Annotated in this window: 20 protein-coding genes and 1 riboswitch; of the genes, 3 read left to right on the top strand and 17 right to left on the bottom strand. The window is 49.2% G+C overall.

Features of this window, described 5'->3' with window-relative positions; translation table 11 throughout:
• Window positions 1–20: 20 nt before the first annotated feature.
• From A4E54_RS14570 to yabG, 4 genes are all read right to left on the bottom strand, one after another.
• On the bottom strand, window positions 21–905 hold the full coding sequence (locus A4E54_RS14570; RefSeq protein ID WP_240084189.1) for a prenyltransferase/squalene oxidase repeat-containing protein: 885 nt from the start codon (window positions 903–905) through the stop codon (window positions 21–23).
• 70 nt (window positions 906–975) lie between these two features.
• The gene (locus A4E54_RS14565) at window positions 976–1,623 is read right to left on the bottom strand and encodes a hypothetical protein (RefSeq protein WP_286726530.1); all 648 of its coding nucleotides are present in this window, start codon (window positions 1,621–1,623) and stop codon (window positions 976–978) included.
• Window positions 1,624–2,519: 896 nt separating this feature from the next.
• On the bottom strand, window positions 2,520–3,011 hold the full coding sequence (locus tag A4E54_RS14560; RefSeq protein WP_240084008.1) for a hypothetical protein: 492 nt from the start codon (window positions 3,009–3,011) through the stop codon (window positions 2,520–2,522).
• 72 nt (window positions 3,012–3,083) lie between these two features.
• Window positions 3,084–3,977 (bottom strand): sporulation peptidase YabG, encoded by an 894-nt coding sequence (gene yabG / locus A4E54_RS14555; protein ID WP_240084014.1) that lies wholly within the window; start codon window positions 3,975–3,977, stop codon window positions 3,084–3,086.
• A 133-nt stretch (window positions 3,978–4,110) separates the two neighbouring features.
• Here yabG and A4E54_RS14550 point away from each other — a divergent pair, with 133 nt between their 5' ends.
• Window positions 4,111–4,914 carry a glycosyltransferase family 2 protein gene (locus A4E54_RS14550; protein ID WP_240084007.1) on the top strand — a complete coding sequence of 268 codons (804 nt, stop codon included), beginning with the start codon at window positions 4,111–4,113 and terminating at the stop codon, window positions 4,912–4,914.
• Window positions 4,915–5,085: 171 nt separating this feature from the next.
• On the opposite strand, the gene A4E54_RS14545 is transcribed toward A4E54_RS14550, so the two are convergent.
• From A4E54_RS14545 to metG, 6 genes are all read right to left on the bottom strand, one after another.
• Entirely contained in the window at window positions 5,086–5,556 is a 471-nt protein-coding gene (locus tag A4E54_RS14545; protein WP_240084006.1) for a ribonuclease H-like YkuK family protein, read from the bottom strand.
• A gap of 160 nt (window positions 5,557–5,716) precedes the next feature.
• A complete protein-coding gene (gene rsmA, locus A4E54_RS14540) occupies window positions 5,717–6,601 on the bottom strand; it encodes a 16S rRNA (adenine(1518)-N(6)/adenine(1519)-N(6))-dimethyltransferase RsmA (RefSeq protein ID WP_240084005.1) in 885 nt (294 codons plus the stop codon).
• A gap of 198 nt (window positions 6,602–6,799) precedes the next feature.
• On the bottom strand, window positions 6,800–7,783 hold the full coding sequence (locus tag A4E54_RS14535; protein WP_240084004.1) for a resuscitation-promoting factor: 984 nt from the start codon (window positions 7,781–7,783) through the stop codon (window positions 6,800–6,802).
• Window positions 7,784–8,063: 280 nt separating this feature from the next.
• Complete coding sequence (cobO, locus tag A4E54_RS14530) at window positions 8,064–8,597, bottom strand: cob(I)yrinic acid a,c-diamide adenosyltransferase (protein WP_286726528.1); 534 nt, start codon at window positions 8,595–8,597, stop codon at window positions 8,064–8,066.
• A gap of 38 nt (window positions 8,598–8,635) precedes the next feature.
• A complete protein-coding gene (locus A4E54_RS14525) occupies window positions 8,636–9,421 on the bottom strand; it encodes a TatD family hydrolase (RefSeq protein WP_240084002.1) in 786 nt (261 codons plus the stop codon).
• 6 nt (window positions 9,422–9,427) lie between these two features.
• The gene (gene metG, locus A4E54_RS14520; protein WP_240084001.1) at window positions 9,428–10,978 is read right to left on the bottom strand and encodes a methionine--tRNA ligase; all 1,551 of its coding nucleotides are present in this window, start codon (window positions 10,976–10,978) and stop codon (window positions 9,428–9,430) included.
• A gap of 299 nt (window positions 10,979–11,277) precedes the next feature.
• Between metG and A4E54_RS14515 the strand changes: the two genes are divergently transcribed.
• A complete protein-coding gene (locus A4E54_RS14515; RefSeq protein ID WP_240084000.1) occupies window positions 11,278–11,532 on the top strand; it encodes an AbrB/MazE/SpoVT family DNA-binding domain-containing protein in 255 nt (84 codons plus the stop codon).
• A 108-nt stretch (window positions 11,533–11,640) separates the two neighbouring features.
• Here A4E54_RS14515 and rsmI read toward each other — a convergent pair whose 3' ends face one another.
• The 6 genes from rsmI to A4E54_RS14485 form a co-directional block, all read right to left on the bottom strand.
• Window positions 11,641–12,501, bottom strand: coding sequence for a 16S rRNA (cytidine(1402)-2'-O)-methyltransferase (gene rsmI / locus A4E54_RS14510; RefSeq protein WP_240083999.1), 861 nt, complete (start codon window positions 12,499–12,501; stop codon window positions 11,641–11,643).
• A 25-nt stretch (window positions 12,502–12,526) separates the two neighbouring features.
• Complete coding sequence (locus A4E54_RS14505; RefSeq protein WP_240083998.1) at window positions 12,527–12,868, bottom strand: initiation-control protein YabA; 342 nt, start codon at window positions 12,866–12,868, stop codon at window positions 12,527–12,529.
• Window positions 12,869–13,744, bottom strand: coding sequence for a PSP1 domain-containing protein (locus tag A4E54_RS14500; protein WP_240083997.1), 876 nt, complete (start codon window positions 13,742–13,744; stop codon window positions 12,869–12,871).
• Window positions 13,735–14,760 (bottom strand): DNA polymerase III subunit delta', encoded by a 1,026-nt coding sequence (holB, locus tag A4E54_RS14495; protein ID WP_240083996.1) that lies wholly within the window; start codon window positions 14,758–14,760, stop codon window positions 13,735–13,737. The genes A4E54_RS14500 and holB overlap by 10 nt, the downstream gene beginning before the upstream one ends.
• Window positions 14,761–14,847: 87 nt before the next feature.
• Window positions 14,848–15,528, bottom strand: coding sequence for a dTMP kinase (locus tag A4E54_RS14490; protein WP_502687946.1), 681 nt, complete (start codon window positions 15,526–15,528; stop codon window positions 14,848–14,850).
• A 33-nt stretch (window positions 15,529–15,561) separates the two neighbouring features.
• Window positions 15,562–17,019: an aminotransferase class I/II-fold pyridoxal phosphate-dependent enzyme gene (locus A4E54_RS14485; RefSeq protein ID WP_240083994.1), complete on the bottom strand. Its 1,458-nt coding sequence runs from the start codon at window positions 17,017–17,019 to the stop codon at window positions 15,562–15,564.
• Between the two features lie 276 nt (window positions 17,020–17,295).
• On the opposite strand from A4E54_RS14485, the gene A4E54_RS14480 reads away from it, so the two are divergent.
• On the top strand, window positions 17,296–17,580 hold the full coding sequence (locus A4E54_RS14480) for a hypothetical protein (RefSeq protein WP_240083993.1): 285 nt from the start codon (window positions 17,296–17,298) through the stop codon (window positions 17,578–17,580).
• Here A4E54_RS14480 and A4E54_RS15840 read toward each other — a convergent pair.
• Entirely contained in the window at window positions 17,532–17,705 is a 174-nt protein-coding gene (locus A4E54_RS15840; protein ID WP_353681847.1) for a sigma factor G inhibitor Gin, read from the bottom strand. The two genes, A4E54_RS14480 and A4E54_RS15840, sit on opposite strands and share 49 nt — an antisense overlap.
• 197 nt (window positions 17,706–17,902) lie before the next feature.
• A riboswitch (cyclic di-GMP riboswitch) is annotated at window positions 17,903–17,988 on the top strand.
• The last annotated feature ends 228 nt before the right edge of the window (window positions 17,989–18,216 follow it).

Below are 18,216 nucleotides of genomic sequence, written 5' to 3'. Positions count from 1 at the left end.
GTTTTCTAGTTGACTATCCATTAGTAACTTAATGTAAGAATCTTTTTGGGGTACAATTGTTCCAAAAAAGTGCCTGGCCTTAATAAAGGCTTGGAGGGTAGTGAGTGATGGTCCCGATGTACCGGCATACTTAAAATATTCCTCCCTATAGTATCAAGCCAACGAATACGCTTATCTATTAATTCTTTTGGAAAAACAGAGCTATCTACTCCTAGTGACTGCATTGCATTTATTATAGGTGCCCCGTAATTTAGAAATTCGTTTAGATTAGAATCTCTAAACAGTTCATCTTTGGAGAAGGCTTCGGATAACGCACGTTTTGTTGATGTCGTATGCTCTGTGATGCCAAGGGACGTAAGTATTTGGCATGCAGTTTCTGTGGCGGTATAATCTGAGGTAGTTTTTTTGTCCCATGAGAAAAGACCGTTACTGTCTTGTAGATTAGTTAATGCCATCCCTAAGGCATTTCTATTAGTAGGCTTTTCACCCAGAGCATCAAGTCCTTCTACTACAAGATACGCCACATATAAATCAGGAAGTCCAGGGTTGTTTGGGTAAGAATAAAGACCGTTTTCTTGCTGTAAAGAGTGAAGCCATTTCACAATATATTGCTTACTTTGTTCTGTACGCGACATATCAATAAGTGAGAGTGTTTTTATTATCCATACAGTGGAATATAAATCAGCTGTGTCTTGAATAGATAACGATGGTAACTCAGCATAAGCTCCAGCATTATTATTATAGTAACGGAATGTACTTTCCACTTTATTATATGTATTGTTCTGCCAGCTATCGCTTTCCCATAAAGGCTTCTGCCAGGTAAACGATAAAAATGTAAAGCTTATAATAATAGCAAGAATGGTTGCTATTATGGTAATTTTTTTATTTAGCGATCTGCTGAGCATAGAATATCACCTTTCTCAAGAATGTTGAGGGTAGCACTTAACAGCGCTACCCTACTTTTTTACGTTATCTTTAGATATACGCATTATCTGAGGAAGAAACTGTATAAAATTTTGTGCCAAATTTGAATGTGCCACTTGAAGATTCATATACTCTGTATATACACGCTCCATAGAATGTTATGTTAGAAAATTCATGATATATTTGCCAGTTATTACTTACAGAGTCTTCCCAGCTAGCAGAATTGCCAGAACCTGAAATACCTACACCGGACGGAAAGCTTACCGATATACCTATGCCTGATACCCACCATTTATCACCATGCTTAACCGTATCTGCATTCCACGGATCTTCACCATCCCAAGATGATCTTGAGCTCCCAGAGTATGTTGCGCTAGTCTCATACTCTGGATAACTAACACTTGAATCGAATGAGTTTAAAATGCGTCCAGAAGATCCTCCAGGTGGAGTGATGCTTTTGTCATAACTATCTGAAAGTGATGCTGGGCTACTTAAAATTTTAGGGGACCCTTGCCCTTCTGGATTGGGATTATATAATGCTTTGTCAGTAACATTTGGTCCGGGAACAATCACTTTGTTTCCATTCTTATTAAGCAAGATTTGCCTATCACCCGATGAATTTTTTGCTAAAGCAGTTCCGGCAAAAGTAAATACAAATACTATGCAAAGAATTAATGAAACGACCTTCCTAACCCGCATAATCTTAATTCCTCCCTGTTTTTAATATTGATAAAATCAATGACTTTAATCGGGCTTTACCTAACAAAACCCATACTAATTTAATTATCCATTGGATTCACCCCCCATGTTTACACTAATCCACAATTAAAAAACGGAAGCAAAAACCAAATAAATCTTGGTTCTTAGCTTCCGTCCTTCGGTCAGCTCCAAACATTTTATTCTTTATTCCGTTTTCTAATCAGAAAATCATACCCAACCACTTTACTATTTTTAATAATTAAAGTAAAGTTTCCATATTTTGTATCCCTTAAGAATTTATTAAGAGCTTTTACCGTCTCACTATCTAAATAATTAACTATAACAGTTAATTCATCATTTTTCAATTAATCACAAGCCCTTAAACGATAATTTAATATACAGAAGATATCATAAATTTCTTCATATGTCAACATATTCCTCAATATATTATATTATATTATATAATTATGTCTAATTATGACGAAAACTATTAAAAAACATAAAATCTTAGAACAACCTCCCATCTCAATGGTCACTATAAATAACTCCCTTAATATACTCCCTCTATCCTTTTTCTCTACGTTCACTTTATTGAGAATACTGTTACGTAGTTGGAGTAGCGCTTGCCATTAGGAAGCGATTTTGAGGACGGCAATGGCGAGAGCCACTTTATGATATTAGCGTTTCTACTGTATCGCCATTGCAAGTCAAACCTATTATATTAGAACCGCCTTCGAAATAGCGAGGGAACTGTCTGAGCGAGAGAAGCGAGCGAGTTTGACCGAGCCCGAAGGCTCATGAGTTCATACAATTTTAAGGGGCGAATATGAGCCCGTTGGCAAGCGCTACTCCAACTCAGCCAGTAAAACTTTATATCATGTTATCAAAAATCCTTTTTATTTGCATATAAAATCCCATTTTCCTTTCCATGCAGTATCACAACCGCCGGGCTGTAAAATAGGATCGCCCGTCTTGGCCCTGGCCTCCTGAACACTGGAGCCGTTTGCCAGGACGTGATTATTGGACAGCACCATCAATTCATTGGTTCTCTTGTCTCTGACCACCGCCCCCAAAGTGCCCGCGGTGGACTGGTAATGACCGATGCTCACTCCCGGCTGGCACGGCCGCTCGCGTGACGTGCGCACGTCCAGCATCCTGACGGTGCCGATTTCGACCACGTCGGTATCCAGGCCGTCAATTCGCCTTGGCACGATATGACTGCGGGCAAGGTTCGACGTATGCACTTTTTTTTCCACATAAACGATATAAGCCGGACCTCCGGTATCATTTCCTCCGGCATTTTTGTAGCCGATTCCGACACCCACGACATTTTTTAAGCCCAACAATTTTCCGCGATATTTTTTAAAAGCGTTAAAATACCTATCCATGTTTTCGTCAATCCCTCCTTTGGATCCTACAACATGATATGCAGGCTAATAATCAGAGGGCACTAAACCGTCTTAATAAGGTGATTTCGGAATTCCCATGCGATATTTCCCGCGGGTTTCCATCCCGCCGATGCCTTCGAAGCCGGTTACCGTCCCGGCAATGATATCCTTGATTGAAATCGGATCATAAATTGAGGTGTAAGCGATTTTCTCCACGACAAAAACAGGATCGTAAGCGTGGATTAATACCCGTTGCGGAGAACTGGCGAAGTTGGCTCCGGCGGTCAGGATCGCTTCGTAATGCGACTGGCAGGCCCCCGCGAAAATAACCAAGTCATCCCTGCTTTTTTCATAGCGCCGGGCCGCCTTGATCGCCTCAACAAAATATTTTGACGAGTAATAATTGTCAATGTCCCTAAAATCAACCTTGCCCTTGATAAAACCGTCATGCCCGGTGAGCACAAGCAAATCCGGGCTGTGTTTTTTAAGCAAATCCTCCACAAACGCCGGCTGTTTGTCTTCATCAATGCAGTAACCGTTGGCGGGGATGCTCAACTGCTTGTATGTTGTTAAACAAAGCTCCAGGTAATCATTGTCGCCGTCAATGTGTAAAACAGTGCCGGGAATATCATAACCGTCCATTTTACCCTGTTCCGGTTCTTTGCTCCGGTCCCCTGGAACAGCCCTGCCCAGGATGATTTCCCGTTCTTTTACCCGGCGGCTGAAAATTCGCTTCATGTGTTCGCTGTTGCTCTTGGCCTGCTCCATCAAGTGCCTGGCGAGGACACCGGGTTCGACCTTGATCAGGTCATCCAGCGGCGCGTTCGCGTAGAGCCTGAGATGCAGCCCTTTTAAATAAGCGAGCTTGCGGCCGTCCTCGTGCCTGAACAGATCCACTACCTTAAAAAAAACATCGGAATTATAGGACTTTCTTCCTACAATATCACCTTGTTTAATTTCTCCCATCATACCTGGACTCCTCAATATTCATGTGTCTTTGGTATATAATATGTCAGCTGCAAGGTGACTTGTGATTCGCTAGCAACTTTCCCCGGCTTCTTCCATATGTTAGATTAAATAAATTGAAAGGGAGTTAGCAATGCTTGCTGCCGTAGTGCCGGCCCGCAATGAAGAGAAGCGATTAATCAAAGCCATTGACACACTGTTAAACACACCCGTTGATCTGATTATCCCAGTGCTTAACGGATGCACTGACAATTCCCCTTCTTACATCAGCCGGCTCAAGTCCCCCCGGGTAATGCCGCTATATTTTATTGAACCGCTGGGTATTGACGTGCCAAGAGCGGCAGGCGCTAAAATAGCATATGACGAAGGCGCCGCGGCGATACTTTTTTTGGATGGCGACATGGAAGGAGATATATCAAAAAATATATGTGAACTGCTGGAAAGCGTAAACTCTCACCGTCTTGACATGTCGTTAACTGATTGTTATCCGGCCACCGGCAAAGACGGCCTTTCAACCCTGGCATCCCACCTGCTGGAAGAGCGCCGCAGGTTAAACCGGGAAATCGGCCTGGAAAAAAAAGTCGGCGCCGCTTCACCTTCCCACGGGCCGCACGCTGTGTCCCGGCGCTTCCTTAACACCGTGCCGCTGCGGGAACTGGCGATTCCCCCGGTCTCCCTGGCGCTGGCGGCAAAAAACAATTTAACAATTGACATAGGCACGACAATCGGCCATAAATACCTGGGCTCACCCGAAAAAGACGAGCACCATTCCAGGCTCATCGCCGAAACCATCATCGGGGACTGTATCGAAGCCTTCTGCGCCTTTAATAATAAAAAACGGGGCAGAATCAGGGGGGGTATTGAATATACGGGCTACCACCTGGAAAGACGCTTCGACATCCTGGATGGATTCACCGCCGCTCCTTGTTTATATTGACAAACATATAAATTTAATTAATCTCTATAATGGCAGGGGGGGGAATAGGGAAATCAACGGCCGCAATCACGCCAATGAAAACAATTCGGGTAATACCGGCGAAGGTATGCCCGAATTCTATTTACTGCAAGAATGTTTGCGGAAGCGGGGTTAAGCGGAAGCTAAACGAGTTCACTTCGTATGTTTATCAGCCACGCTGGAAGCGCCATAAGCGTCTGGTTTGATTTTTGCCCGGAAACCGCTTCCCGTGACCATGCCCACCACTTCGCGGATGAGACTCTTAGTTTCACCGTGGTTGCCCACGTCAATATGGATTTCCACGTTCAATTCATCAAAACCGCTGTTGCTGAAGTATTTATTGACCATTCCTCCCAGTTCCAGGCTTAGCGCCGTTTCGTAAAAAATTTTTTGCCGGAGGCTTTTGATCTTCCGGTGTGTTTTTTTCCGGTAATAATAACGGGCGCCCTTACCCAAACGATGCACAATTACGGCGGTGACAAAGGAAGTTTCCCTTTTAACCTGGGAATCCGAACCGATAATGATTTTATACGACGAGGTGGGTATGCCTTTAATATAATTAATTATGTCGTTCATCATTTCATCAAAGTCCATGCGGCCCTTCGAAGGGCTTACAAAATACATGGCAACCAACCCCCACCTGTCAAATTCAAGACTCCCATTCGGGCTTCCTGACCCTTAAGCAGTTACGCTATTTTACAATTCAAGACGATAAACTGATTACTCTACTTCTATAATAATCATATCTAAACATATTGTTTCTAAATACCGCGCGGCTTAACTTTCAACTCCCCCGGATCTTCTGCAAGCAACCGGTTAAACGGGCAAATTCGGCCAGGCACAAAGTTTCACCCCGCCGTCCCGGATCGATAGCAGAACTCTCCAGCACCGCCTTCCACACTTCCTTCTCAATACCAAATCCCGAATCCGCCAGAGAGTTCAGCAATGTCTTGCGGCGCTTGCCAAAAGCCGCCCGCACAACCTTGAAGAAGGTTTTCTCATCCTGAACAGGATCACGCGGCGGCCGCGGTAAAAGCCGCACAACAGCGGAATCCACCGCCGGCGACGGGAAGAAAACAGTTCTGGGAACCCGGAAAAGAACTTTTACCTCAGTAAAATACTGCACGGCCACGCTCAGCACGCCATAATCCTTGGTGCCGGGCGCGGCGGCGAGCCGGGCGGCCACTTCGGACTGAACCATCACAACTATGCGGGATAAATTATAGCGCTCCTGTAGAATATGTATTAACAGCGGGCTGGTAATATAATAGGGCAGGTTGGCGAGAAGCTTGTACTGCCCGCTTCCCCGGCCAAATCTTCCACCGGTTTTTTCGTGAACCAGCTTGTCAAAATCAATTTCAAGAGCGTTGCCGTGAATAATTTCCACATCTCCGGCGCCTTCCACTACTTCCGCCAGCACGGGCAGCAATCCCCGGTCCACTTCCACCGCCAGCACCTTGCCGGCTTCGCGGGCAATTCTCGTGGTCAAAGCGCCGAGCCCGGGGCCGATTTCCACGGCCAGATCGCCGGCCGACAAGTCGGCCGCTTCGATAATTTTATCAATTATATTGGAGTCTACCAAAAAGTTTTGGCCTAAACTCTTCCGGCAGGATAATTTATTGCGCTTAAGCAGATCCCGCACTACCGCCGGTGACGCAACTTCCTTCAAACTGGCTCCTCCCGCGTTAACTCTCAGCCCAGGATGACGTGGCGCTTACCTAGAGGGCGATTTCTTAAGCCATTATGCAAAGAACGAGTGAGCCCTCGAATAACCATTAAAGCATAATTTCGACATACTACATTTATTTCCTCTTTATTATGCCCTAATATAAATAAAACAAAAAGGCCTTTCGGCCTTTTAATATAGCTAATCCAGCACATATACTTTTACCCGCCTCAAGCCCCATCCCATAGCTTCGCCATATGATCCGAAAAACAGGTCGATGCGGTTTCCTCTTATCGCGCTTCCCCGGTCAAGGGCGGTGGCATAACCATAACCGTCAACATATAATCTGGTCCCCATCGGAATCACGCTGGTGTCTACAGCCGCGACGCCGTAATGCGGGGCGGCGCCTGAAGCAGTGTTGCTGCCGGTGTAGGTATAGGCTGAAGCCAGCATATCCATGGCGCGGGAATACCGGATATTTTCGCCGCCACGGGACACAGCCATGGTGCTCCCGTATACGACTATCTTGTCTGTCGGCGGTTCAAGCACCTCCCGGGAAACTAACTGCCGGTCAATCTCCTGGCCGTCTTTAAAAGTAACCTGCCAGGTCTGACGCTCCTTCCCTTCTTTGCCCTCCTGCGCCACGCGGCTGGCTCCGCCCGGCATCAAAATAGTGTACTGTTTTTTCGTCTCGTAATCAATTGGAGCTTCACACACCTGATTTTCAGTTTTAATCCTGACAACTTTTACAGTCATCCCGGGGCTGACCGGGTCGTCTTTGGCCGGTTCAACCTCATCTTCCGGACCCAGGCTGATCCCGTATTCTAAAAGCGCGTCCTCAACTTTCCGGGTCATCGTTCTAGCGGCAATTTCGGTTCCGTCCACGGCAATCGTCAGATCCGTGGCCCGCTTTATCGTTACCACCATGCCCTTTTTCAACCGGGAATCAAGAGAAGGAGTCACCTCGTCCTTTTCCAGCAGGGCGATATCTTGCGAATTCAGCAAACCTCCAACCGTTAGGGAAAAGGTTGTCACTGCCGTCTGGCTGCCGTCAATATCCACAACCACTGTTTTCTTCGCCCAGGCATAACAGCCCAACAGGAACACAACCGCCACGGCAATCAAAACAGGCCACTTGAACAAAGCCCCCCGGTCATAGTTTACTTCTTTCTCTTTACTACTCATTAATTGCCTCCCTTTTTTATAGTATGGCAATAATGCAGACCTTAAACGCTGGAAACATTATCAGATTGCGGCACGCCGTCCGCGACAGCCATGATTATTTTTTCCAATATAATTTATTTTGCCATGTATTATTTTACTATATGGAGTAAGCCCTGGATAGATTTATTTTTTGTAAGATTATAGCTAATAATGCCAAAAAAACCGGGTTATCCGCCCAGTGGTTCCACTTCTTATTTTTGTTATATTAAGTAAATTTATACTCCATAAGGAAATTTATACTTTAAAACTCAATACCCCTTTGGGCGTAGAGCCCTTCTGTAAAGGGGTGCTTTATTTCCTTCATTTCAGTAACCAGATCAGCCTGTCTGATAATCTCGGGAGGCGCGTGACGTCCGGTAAGCACCAGATGCAACCGCTCCGGCTTTCCGGCGACCAAGGCCAGCACGTCTTCAATGGAGAGCAGGCCGTAATGCAGCGCGTATAATATTTCATCCAGAATGATCAAGTCGTATTTACCCGCGTTAATTTCGTTCGCCGCCGCGTTCAACGCCTCCCGGGCAGCGCGGCTGTGCCGGTCCGGAGACTCTTCACCCGCGCCGCGAATAAACCCTTTCCCCATCGGCCGTATTTCAAAACCCGGCCCAAGCTTCTCCGCCGCCTTGCTCTCCCCCGACTGCCGGCCGCTTTTGATAAACTGGAGGATCAGCACCTTCATGCCCTGACCCCAGGCGCGCAGCGCCAGCCCCAGCGCGGCGGTCGTTTTGCCTTTGCCGTCGCCGGTGTTAACCAGAAGCAGCCCTTTCCCCCTGTCCATTATTAAAATCCCCTTCCGGCAATGGACTTAATTAATACTTATAAATGGGGACATTCCTCTAAACGGAATAATCTCCGGCCGTTTTCAACGCAAATCTTGGCTAGTTCGTCAGCTTCCATCTTTTTCAGAGCGGCTATTTCCGTCAATGTAAACCCTACGTAAGCAGGCTCGTTTCGTTTTCCCCGGTGCGGCACAGGGGTAAGATAAGGCGCGTCGGTCTCCACCAGGAGGCGGTCCAGCGGCACGCGCGCGGCCACGTCTTTCAGCCTCGCGGATTTGGGAAAAGTCACCGGCCCGGCGATGGAGATATAGAACCCCATCGCCATACACTCTCTGGCCATCTCCCAGCTGCCGGAGTAGCAATGGATAACCCCGCCCGCGGGGAAAGGGCCGTCGTTGCGCAAAATATCCATCATGTCGCCGTGGGCTTCCCGGTCGTGAATGACCACGGGCAAGTCAAGCCTCCTGGCAAGAGCCAGTTGACCTCTAAACACTTTTTTTTGTTCCGGGACCGGGGAAAGGTTCCGGAAATAATCCAAACCCATTTCACCCAACGCCACGACTTTTGGATGAGCCGCCAGCTTCTCCAATTGCTCAAGGTAATCGGCCGCCGTCTCGCCCGCGGCATGGGGATGCACTCCAACCGCCGCGTAAACCAAATCATACTTTTCCGACATGCGCAGGGCCCTGCGGGAAGAATCGAGTTCAAACCCGACATTGACGATATTCACCACTCCCGCGGCGCGGGCCCGCCCGATCATTTCATCCCGGTCGGCGTCGAAATCTTCAAAGTCTATGTGGGCGTGCGTATCAAACAAGATCATAAACAATCATTCCTTTAATTTTTTCACGTCGATGCGCGGGAACAAAGCCTGCCCCTTTTGGACCGCCGCACCTACAGGCAGTTTGCCCCAGACCAGCGCGTCCCAAGTCGTCAGCTCAGGCCGGTCCTCAATGCCAAGCTGCGCCCAGACCTTCCCCGGCAGCAACGGCATAAACGGAGAGAGCATGACGGCAATGAACCGCAGGCTCTCGGCGAGGTTGTATAATACCGTGGCAAGCCGCTCTTGCTTGGCGGGGTCCTTGGCCAATCCCCAGGGAGCCGTTTCATCCACGTACTTGTTGGCCCTGCCGACCAGACGCCAAATTGCGGCCAGCGCGTTGGACAGCTCCATTTTGTCCATAAGCTCTTCAACAACCGCGGGGGTCTGTTCAGCCAAGTCGATCAGTTCCCTGTCCAGTTCTTCAGGCGCGGCAGGCGTCTGAACCGTTCCCTGAAAATATTTTTCCACCATCGCCACGGACCGGCTGACCAGGTTGCCCAAGTCATTGGCCAGGTCCTTGTTGATCCGCTCCACCAGCAAATCCTCATTGTAGTACCCGTCCGAACCGAACGGCAGCTCGCGGAGCAGGTAATAACGGATGGCGTCGACGCCATATTTGTCAATCAGCGCCAGCGGGTCAACCACATTGCCCTTGGATTTGGACATTTTGCCGCTCTCCAAAAGGATCCAGCCGTGGCCCACCACCTTTTTCGGCAGTTCGATCCCCAACGCCATGAGAATTGCCGGCCAGATGATGCTGTGGAACCGGATGATGTCCTTGGCCATCAAGTGCACATCCGCCGGCCAGTATTTTTTAAACAAGCTGTCGTCCTCAGTCCCGTAACCGAGGGCGGAAATGTAATTGGTGAGAGCATCGATCCAAACGTAGATGACATTTTTCTGATCAAAAGGCACCGGAATGCCCCAGTCAAAGGTTGTCCGGGATACGCAAAGGTCTTCCAGGCCGCTCTTGATAAAACTCACCATCTCGTTCCGCCGGGAGGCCGGCTGGATAAAATCAGGGTGCGCCTCAATATATTGAAGCAATTGATCAGCGTATTTGGAAATCCGGAAAAAGTAATTTTCCTCGCGGACCATCTCCACCGGCCGGCCGCAGTCGGGACAATTGCCTTCAACCAGCCGCGCTTCCGTCCAGAATGTTTCACACGGGGTGCAATACCACCCTTCATAGCCGGCTTTGTAAATATCACCCTGATCGTAAAGCCTTTGAAATATCTCTGAAACTACTTTTTTATGGCGTGGCTCGGTGGTGCGGATAAAGTCGTTATTGCTGATCTCCAGCCGGCTCCAGAGGCGTTTAAATCCAGCGACAATCTTATCCACATATTCCTGAGGCGTCTCCCCCTTGGCCATGGCTGCCCGTTCAATTTTTTGGCCGTGTTCGTCGGATCCCGTCAGGAATCTGGCGTCATAACCCGTCATTTTTTTGAAACGGGTCATCGCATCCGCGGCCACGGTGGTGTATGCATGGCCGATGTGCAGGTTGTCACTAGGATAATAAATTGGCGTGGTGATATAAAATGTTCCTTTTCCCATGATCCTTCCTCCCTGACTCTCCAATAGCTAATTCGCCTGATGAGTCATATACTACATATTATTGCTCTGAGCGGCGACAAAAAAACCCGCACCCCGTTTAGACGACAAGGGCGGAATTTTTATACTGATTTTAAAGGATGAACAGCAATTTGTCAAGTTTGCGCCAATGCTGGCGCCAAGCAAAAAAATTGTAAAAAATTATAAATTTTTAGTTGACTTTTAATGACATCATTGGTACCATTTAGTTATGCAATCTTTATTTTTTATTGCATTATATAGAAAAAAAGGAGGAGGTAGCAATGAAATCTACGGGGATTGTGAGGAAAGTTGACGAACTTGGACGGGTGGTTATTCCTATCGAATTAAGGCGTACTTTGGGGATTGACGAGAAAGACGCGCTGGAAATCTATGTCGACGCGGAAAAGATTATCCTGAAAAAGTACGAGCCTGCCTGCGTTTTCTGCGGCAACGCGTCTGACGTGCAGCATTACCGCGGCAAGCTGGTCTGCCGTGAATGTGCGGTAAGCATGTTCGAAAACACCAAGGCCATCTAAGAACCGGGAAACAATACTTTAACTGCGGAATTATTCAACGAATCTATACCTATTCATGGTACAAGCTGTTTAACAACTAAGCAACTAAAAAGAGAAACCTCTCTCTTTTCAGTTGCTTTTTTGTTTTTTCAGCACCACGGCGCGGTAAACCTCCCTTCTCGGCAAGCCATGCGCGCGGGCGACCGCACGGATGGCCTCTTTTCGTCCGGCGCCCTCCGCTTCCAGCCGGGCAACGTGCTCAGCCGGTTCCAGGGAAACCTCCGTCTTTTCAGCCGTCTCCAACAGCTCACCGGCGGCGCCGGCCAGAACAAGACAAAATTCCCCCCTGGGCTCTTTTCCCCGGAAATGCTCCAGCACCTCGGCAACCGTACCCCTTACCACCTCTTCGTGCTGTTTGGTCAGTTCTCTCGCGGCTGCCATCAGGCGGTTTCCAAAAACCTCTTGCAAATCAGCCAGTGTTGCCGTCAAACGGTGTGGCGCTTCGTAAAAAATCAGCGTCCTCGGCTCACGCGACAAAGCAGCCAGCTTGTCCCGCCGCGCCTTTCGGGCCGCCGGCAAAAAACCTTCGAAGGCAAAAGCGCCGGCGGGCAGCCCCGACACAACTAGCGCGGTGATACCCGCGCTGGGGCCGGGAACCGGAACCACCTTCAGATTGTTTTTCAGCGCCGACACCACCAGTTCGGTGCCGGGGTCCGAGACTCCAGGCATGCCGGCATCGGTCACCAGCGCGATCTGCTTGCCTGAAGCAAGCAGATCAAGGAGATACCCTCCCTTTTTTTGACGGTTGTGCTCGTGGTAGCTGGTCAGCGGGGTGTGGATATCGTAACGGCTCAGCAGCTTGCGGGTATGGCGCGTATCCTCGGCCGCTATCAGGTCAACTTCGCGCAGCACCCGCAAGGCTCTTAACGTGATATCCTCCAAGTTGCCGATGGGAGTGGCGCAAAGATACAGCGTCCCTTTTTGTTCCATAGTGAAAATTCACCTCTGCGGCAGTTCAGCCTTCCGTTCGCTCCGCGCGCGGCTCATGCTCCTTTCTCAAAAAAGCCATACAAAACAGACAATCCACCGTCCGCCTGCTCCCGAAGTTTAAATTGCACACATGAAAACCCTGATCATAAAGCTCCAGGAGATTTATGAAGCCCTCGCCCGTTTTCCCCGTTTCACCCTGCCCCGCGCAGGCAATGCCTCTCTCCCGGCAGGCGTCGGCCAGCCCTTTTCTCAGCCTGGCGTTTTCTTCTTCCAGCTGACGCGCTTTATTTTTTATATCCTGCATTTCCGCTAACAGGGCATGCAGTTTGGCTTCCATATCTTTCGCTATTTTAAAAAAAGATTGCAACTAAACACTCTCCTCGCCCGGTGTTCCGGCGCTCTCCTTTTGCTCATCCGTCAGGCAATTGCAGGCGGGACTGTTTTTCAACGTTACTTCTTCGCTCTGGTATTCCTTCACTATTTTGCTTTCCTTTAATTCCACGCTCAGGCCTTTTTTGATAATATTAACGGCCGCCACTTTTCCTTCGCCATCAGGGGTTATAACCCATGTCCCAATTTCCGGGAACTCCTCCTTGGCATGTTCGTAGCACTCATTTTCATATTTCAGGCAACACATCAGCCTGCCGCAGATACCTGAAATTTTAGTCGGATTTAAAGACAGGTTTTGGTCCTTCGCCATCCTGATCGATACCGACACAAAATCAGACAGCCAGGCCGAGCAGCAGAGTTCCCTGCCGCAGCAGCCAAGTCCGCCGACCATCTTCGCCTCGTCCCGCACACCGATCTGCCTCAGCTCAATCCGGGTCCGGAAAACAGCAGCTAAATCCTTAACCAGTTCCCGAAAGTCGATCCTTCCTTCGGCGGTAAAGTAAAAAATTATTTTATTTCCATCAAAGGTTTGCTCAACACCCACAAGTTTCATTGGCAGTTTATGGGCGGCTATCTTCTCCAGTCCGACCTGAAAAGCCCTGCATTCTTTTTCTCTGTTCAGCGATACTTGGTGCAGGTCGGCGTCGGTAGTCTTACGGATCACCTTTTTCAAGGGCGCAACCATCTCATCTTCTTCCACCTCGAGGGGACCGGCCACCACCTGCCCGTACTCTATACCTCTGGCAGTTTCTACGATTACGCCGTCACCCAGGGTCAACATATGCCCGTCAGGGTCAAAAAAGTAAACTTTTCCAGCCTTTTTGAAGCGCACCCCTACCACTATCAGTCCCATTGGTTAACCTCCAAATCTGTTTGTGTGCCGCTCATACCGCCGGCCAGGCGCAGGAATAACACCTCAAGGACCAGTCTCATGTTCGCATTGGCCAGGATCTTGTTTTTGGCCTTGGCAATAATCTCTATTATTCCCACAAGACGCCCGGTTTCAAAATAACCAGCCCCTTTTTTTAACGCATTAATCTGGTCGGGGTTAAATAATAGTCCTGCTTCGCCCGTTTCCTGCCAAATGAGCAGATCCCGGTACCAACAGGCCAGCATTTCCAATAAACCCAGAGCCTCATCCCTATTCTTGGACATCCTTTCGGCTTCTGCCAACGCCTCCAGGGCGCCCGCTTCCTGCAATAAAACGGTTAACCGGACAGCGGCGTCCCGCCTTTTTTGAAAAGAACCTGAAACATAGGCAAGCGCCTTGCCCGGGCTGCCGCCGGATAGAGCGGCCAGCAGCCTGGCTTCCTCCCGCGCCAGTCCATGCTGCTTGTTCAGGAGCGAGGCCAGCTCATGAAAAGGAATCAGCTTGAAAATATACTGCTGGCAGCGCGACAAAACGGTGGCGGGCAATGCCTGCGGCAGCGCCGTCAGCAATACAAAAACGGTTTCGTCAGGCGGTTCCTCAAGGGTCTTTAGCAGGCAATTGGCAGCTTCGGCCGTCATGGCTTCAGCCTGCTCAATGATAATTACTTTCCGGCCGCCCTGATATGAGCGAAACATTACCTTGCGCTGAATGCCGCGAATCTGTTCAATCTTTATTGACGAGCCCGCCGGACGCACCCAATGAAAGTCAGGGTGATTGGCGTGCTCAAACTGGCGGCATGCCCGGCACCGCCCGCAGGCGTCTCCCCGGTCCGCACCTTCGCAGAGCAGCGCCCCTGCGAACGCCAGAGCGGTTGTCGCCTTGCCCACCCCTTCCGGCCCCGCGAATAAATAAGCGTGGCCCACCCGGTCATGTAGCAGAGCGTTAAGCAAAGCCCGGATAATTTGTTCGTGCCCGGCGATTTCCCTCAAGAGACGCATTTAAATAAAACTCCTACCATAATAAAGTAGTCAGTAGTCAGAAGTCAGAATAAAAGAATGGTTAATTGTCTTGATATATTTTAAATTCTAATCGGAAACAATATCCCTGACCACTTGATAGATTTCTTCGTGAATCTCCCCGATGTTTTTCAGCCGCCCGCCGGCCACACAATCGATCCGGCGCCATTTGTGCCGGTCGGCGATCTCGCGGGCATTACGGTAAGATTTTACGATAAATCCGTAATCCCGCTCATGAATGTCTTTTTTATCTTCGCCTGACTTGTTAACCCTGCCGTCGATCAGCTTCCTGCTGTGCTCCGGCGGCATGTCCAAAAAAATAACGCAGTCGGGCGCCGGGAGCTGAAACAAGTTAAACTCGAAATCCAGCAACCAGTTGATATAATTTTCTCTTTCCATATCGCCGGTTATTTTCGCCGCCTGATGAACCATGTTCGCCGTCGTGTAGCGGTCAGCGACAATAATGCCGCCGTTTTCATAGAATTCTTTCCATTCCTTTTTATAGGAAGCATACCGGTCGACAGTATAAAATGTGGATGCGACATAGGGATTTACATCACCTGGCTCACTGCCGAATTCACCGTTCAAGTACATTTTAACCAAGGCCGAAGATGCGCTTCCGTAATTCGGGAACTCAACTTTTCTCACATGATACCCCTCGGCCGCCAACCGTTTGTACAGTTTTTCGGCCTGGGTGCCCTTGCCGCTTCCGTCACCCGCTTCTAAAGCAATGAGTTTTCCTCTCATAATTGCTCCCGCACAGCCCCCTTGCTTCCTCATATGCTATTCTACCACAACTTTTATACTTTTTAACGTACGGCCGGACAATCCCTGGCAGGTCAATCCAAGTTTCACCACCGCGGCCAGGTACTCATAAACCGCGGGAGTTATTTCTTCGCCCGGGCACAATACAGGAATACCCGGCGGGTAAACCGCCACCATCTCGGCGCATATCCTGCCGCGCGCTTCTGCCGGCGCGACCCGCCGGGCAGAAGCAAACCAGGCGTCCCGGGGCTTCATTCTTTTCACCGGGCAAGCCGGTATTTCGGGCAATGGGACAGGCGCCGCGGCCAGCCTGTCCCGCCGCGCTATGTCCCGCAAGGCGAAGACCAGGGCGTCGCACTCCGCCTGGGTGGTGCCGGTTGACAAAAACGCCACAATATTGACCAAGTCGGCCATTTCAATAGCAATATTATAACGGCTGAACAACAATTCGCCTACCTGATAACCGGTCAGGCCCAAACCGTCAACCGACACGACCAGCTTAGTCAAATCAAGAGCCCGGCTGCCGCCGGACAGGTGTTCTTCCGATAGAACCTTCAGCCCGCTGACGCCGGCCAGCCGCTTTCTTGTTTCGCCCGCCAGCCTCAAAGTCTTTTCCAGCAATTCCTGGCCGGTCAGGACCAGCTGCCGCCTGGCCAGGTCAAGAGAGGCCATCAGAATATAAGACGGACTGGTTGTCTGCAATAAATCCAGCGCGCCGGCCACCGCGCCGGGGTCAAGGAGTCCGCCGCTCAGATGCAGCAGGGCACTCTGGGTCAAAGAGCCGCCCATTTTGTGGGTGCTCTGCACGGAGGCGTCGGCACCGGCCGCCATGGCGTCACCGGGCAATCCGGGGTGAAACCGCAGGTGGGCGCCGTGCGCCTCATCAACAAGAAGCGGTTTGCCCGCATCATGCGCCGCCCGGACCTGCCCGGCCAGCTCGTCCGCCACCCCGTAGTAGTTCGGCCGGACCGCCAGGACAGCCCCGGCACCGGGGTTCGCTTCAAGCGCCCGACGTACCTGCCCGGGTGAAACGCCCCCAGCTATCCCAAATTCTTTGATTGTCCAGGGAGCGACATACTCAGGGTCGGCGCCGGACAAAATCAAACCGCCCATTACGGAACGGTGGGCGTTCCTGGGCACAATTACTTTCCCCCGGCCTCCCACCGCCAGCAGTAAAGCATGCACGCCTGCCGTGGTACCGTTTACCAGAAAAAAGCTCTTGGCGGCTCCATAGGCCCGGGCCGCCAGTTCCTGGGCGCGGGCAATCACCCCCCGCGGGTTATGCAAGTCGTCCAGTTCCGGTATTTCTGTCAAATCCAACGCGAACAAAGCTTGTCCGCCGAGAGACGACAATTCCACGGGCAGACCGCGGCCCTGCTTGTGCCCCGGCACATGAAAATTTGCCGCCCATTTCCCGGCATAATTTTGCAGCATCTTAAAAAGGGGAGCGTCACACTGTCTGGTAATCGCCGGCAACCTCCAGACTCATTATTTTAAAATGCCATAAATTGCTTAGGCAAGATCGAGTCCATTATATTTCAGAAAAATGCAAGTTATACTAATTAAATATTTTATCATACCTGACATCGACCTACCAAGTTTAGGCATTGTCATTGCCAGCAGTTTTAACTCATAGATAACCGATTCCTGGTCAAAATATTTTTATGCAAGAGTCAGTAATTGAACTTTTTCGTCCCGAATTATTCTGACTCCTGACTCCTGACTCCTGACTCCTGAATACTTAAAGAAAGGGTGTGGACAGCCACGGCCGGAAATATTAATAAGAAGGTCGATGAAAAATCCCTGTCAAGAAAGTATCGCACTAATGTCGGCAGATTAATCAGGGCGTTTAAACTCGGTCTTTCCGATCAAGAAATTGCCGAAAGAACCGGTGTCAAGCTTTCCACCATCTATTTAATCAAGCAGGACATCGAAATGCTCCACAGGCGGATCCGGCTTGCCAAAAAAAAACAAGCCCTGGCGGAAGCTCAAGCCCTTGGGAAACACCAAATTTTTTTCAACCCTGTAATAAAATAATCATAATCAGGGTTATCAGCGGATAAAGCCAAGATTTTATTTTCGCAGTCGCAACAGATATTATGGCCGGCGACCCAAAGCGCCTGCTCTCCCTCTTGCAGCGCCCGCCGGCAAATGATACACACTGGAAAAATGCTGCTCACCCTTCTTCATCACCTAATATTTTTTTAAAAGATTTCAACATTAGATTATGCGCTCAATCATTTCGGGGTGACCTTATTAAGGTCGCCTGCAAATAAGAAAAGTAAATTTTGTAAAAAAACAACCGCTTCGACATATTACAACACTATCCGCCACTATCATATGATATAATACAATTTATAGTATAAAATGGCAAACCGATTGAAAAGTTGGGGCGCAAAGCTATGGGTCTAAGGCTGGTAAGGCTATGACTGCCAGGCTGCTGTGACATAATCCAAGCTGATCAAGCCTCTTATCCTTCACCGGTGCGGAGGCTTTATTATATATCTCCAATCTAACCAAGTTCGGGGATTGCCAAACAATCCCATAATCTAATAAAAGCGTTGCTAAATACTTTGAAAACTTGACCTTAAGGATTGCTTATTAGTTGACGAACTAATATATATAGGGTCTATTTGATTAGCGAATTATTTTACCAAGTTTGAGGAGGCTTGA

The sequence above is a fragment of the Pelotomaculum sp. PtaB.Bin117 genome, from assembly GCF_002067195.1.
Taxonomy (GTDB): Bacteria; Bacillota; Desulfotomaculia; order Desulfotomaculales; family Pelotomaculaceae; genus Pelotomaculum_D; species Pelotomaculum_D terephthalicicum.
This window is presented reverse-complemented; position numbering and strand designations above follow the sequence as displayed.

Coding starts and splice junctions, on each gene's coding strand:
- metG (WP_240084001.1), bottom strand. CDS start 10,978: ATGGGAAAAGGAACATTTTATATCACCACGCCAATTTATTATCCTAGT.
- A4E54_RS14570 (WP_240084189.1), bottom strand. CDS start 905: ATGCTCAGCAGATCGCTAAATAAAAAAATTACCATAATAGCAACCATT.
- holB (WP_240083996.1), bottom strand. CDS start 14,760: ATGCGTCTCTTGAGGGAAATCGCCGGGCACGAACAAATTATCCGGGCT.
- rsmI (WP_240083999.1), bottom strand. CDS start 12,501: ATGGAACAAAAAGGGACGCTGTATCTTTGCGCCACTCCCATCGGCAAC.
- yabG (WP_240084014.1), bottom strand. CDS start 3,977: ATGGGAGAAATTAAACAAGGTGATATTGTAGGAAGAAAGTCCTATAAT.
- A4E54_RS14560 (WP_240084008.1), bottom strand. CDS start 3,011: ATGGATAGGTATTTTAACGCTTTTAAAAAATATCGCGGAAAATTGTTG.
- A4E54_RS14535 (WP_240084004.1), bottom strand. CDS start 7,783: ATGAGTAGTAAAGAGAAAGAAGTAAACTATGACCGGGGGGCTTTGTTC.
- A4E54_RS14550 (WP_240084007.1), top strand. CDS start 4,111: ATGCTTGCTGCCGTAGTGCCGGCCCGCAATGAAGAGAAGCGATTAATC.
- A4E54_RS14500 (WP_240083997.1), bottom strand. CDS start 13,744: ATGGGACTGATAGTGGTAGGGGTGCGCTTCAAAAAGGCTGGAAAAGTT.
- A4E54_RS14525 (WP_240084002.1), bottom strand. CDS start 9,421: ATGATCTTGTTTGATACGCACGCCCACATAGACTTTGAAGATTTCGAC.
- A4E54_RS14565 (WP_286726530.1), bottom strand. CDS start 1,623: ATGCGGGTTAGGAAGGTCGTTTCATTAATTCTTTGCATAGTATTTGTA.
- A4E54_RS14515 (WP_240084000.1), top strand. CDS start 11,278: ATGAAATCTACGGGGATTGTGAGGAAAGTTGACGAACTTGGACGGGTG.
- A4E54_RS14545 (WP_240084006.1), bottom strand. CDS start 5,556: ATGTATTTTGTAAGCCCTTCGAAGGGCCGCATGGACTTTGATGAAATG.
- cobO (WP_286726528.1), bottom strand. CDS start 8,597: ATGGACAGGGGGAAAGGGCTGCTTCTGGTTAACACCGGCGACGGCAAA.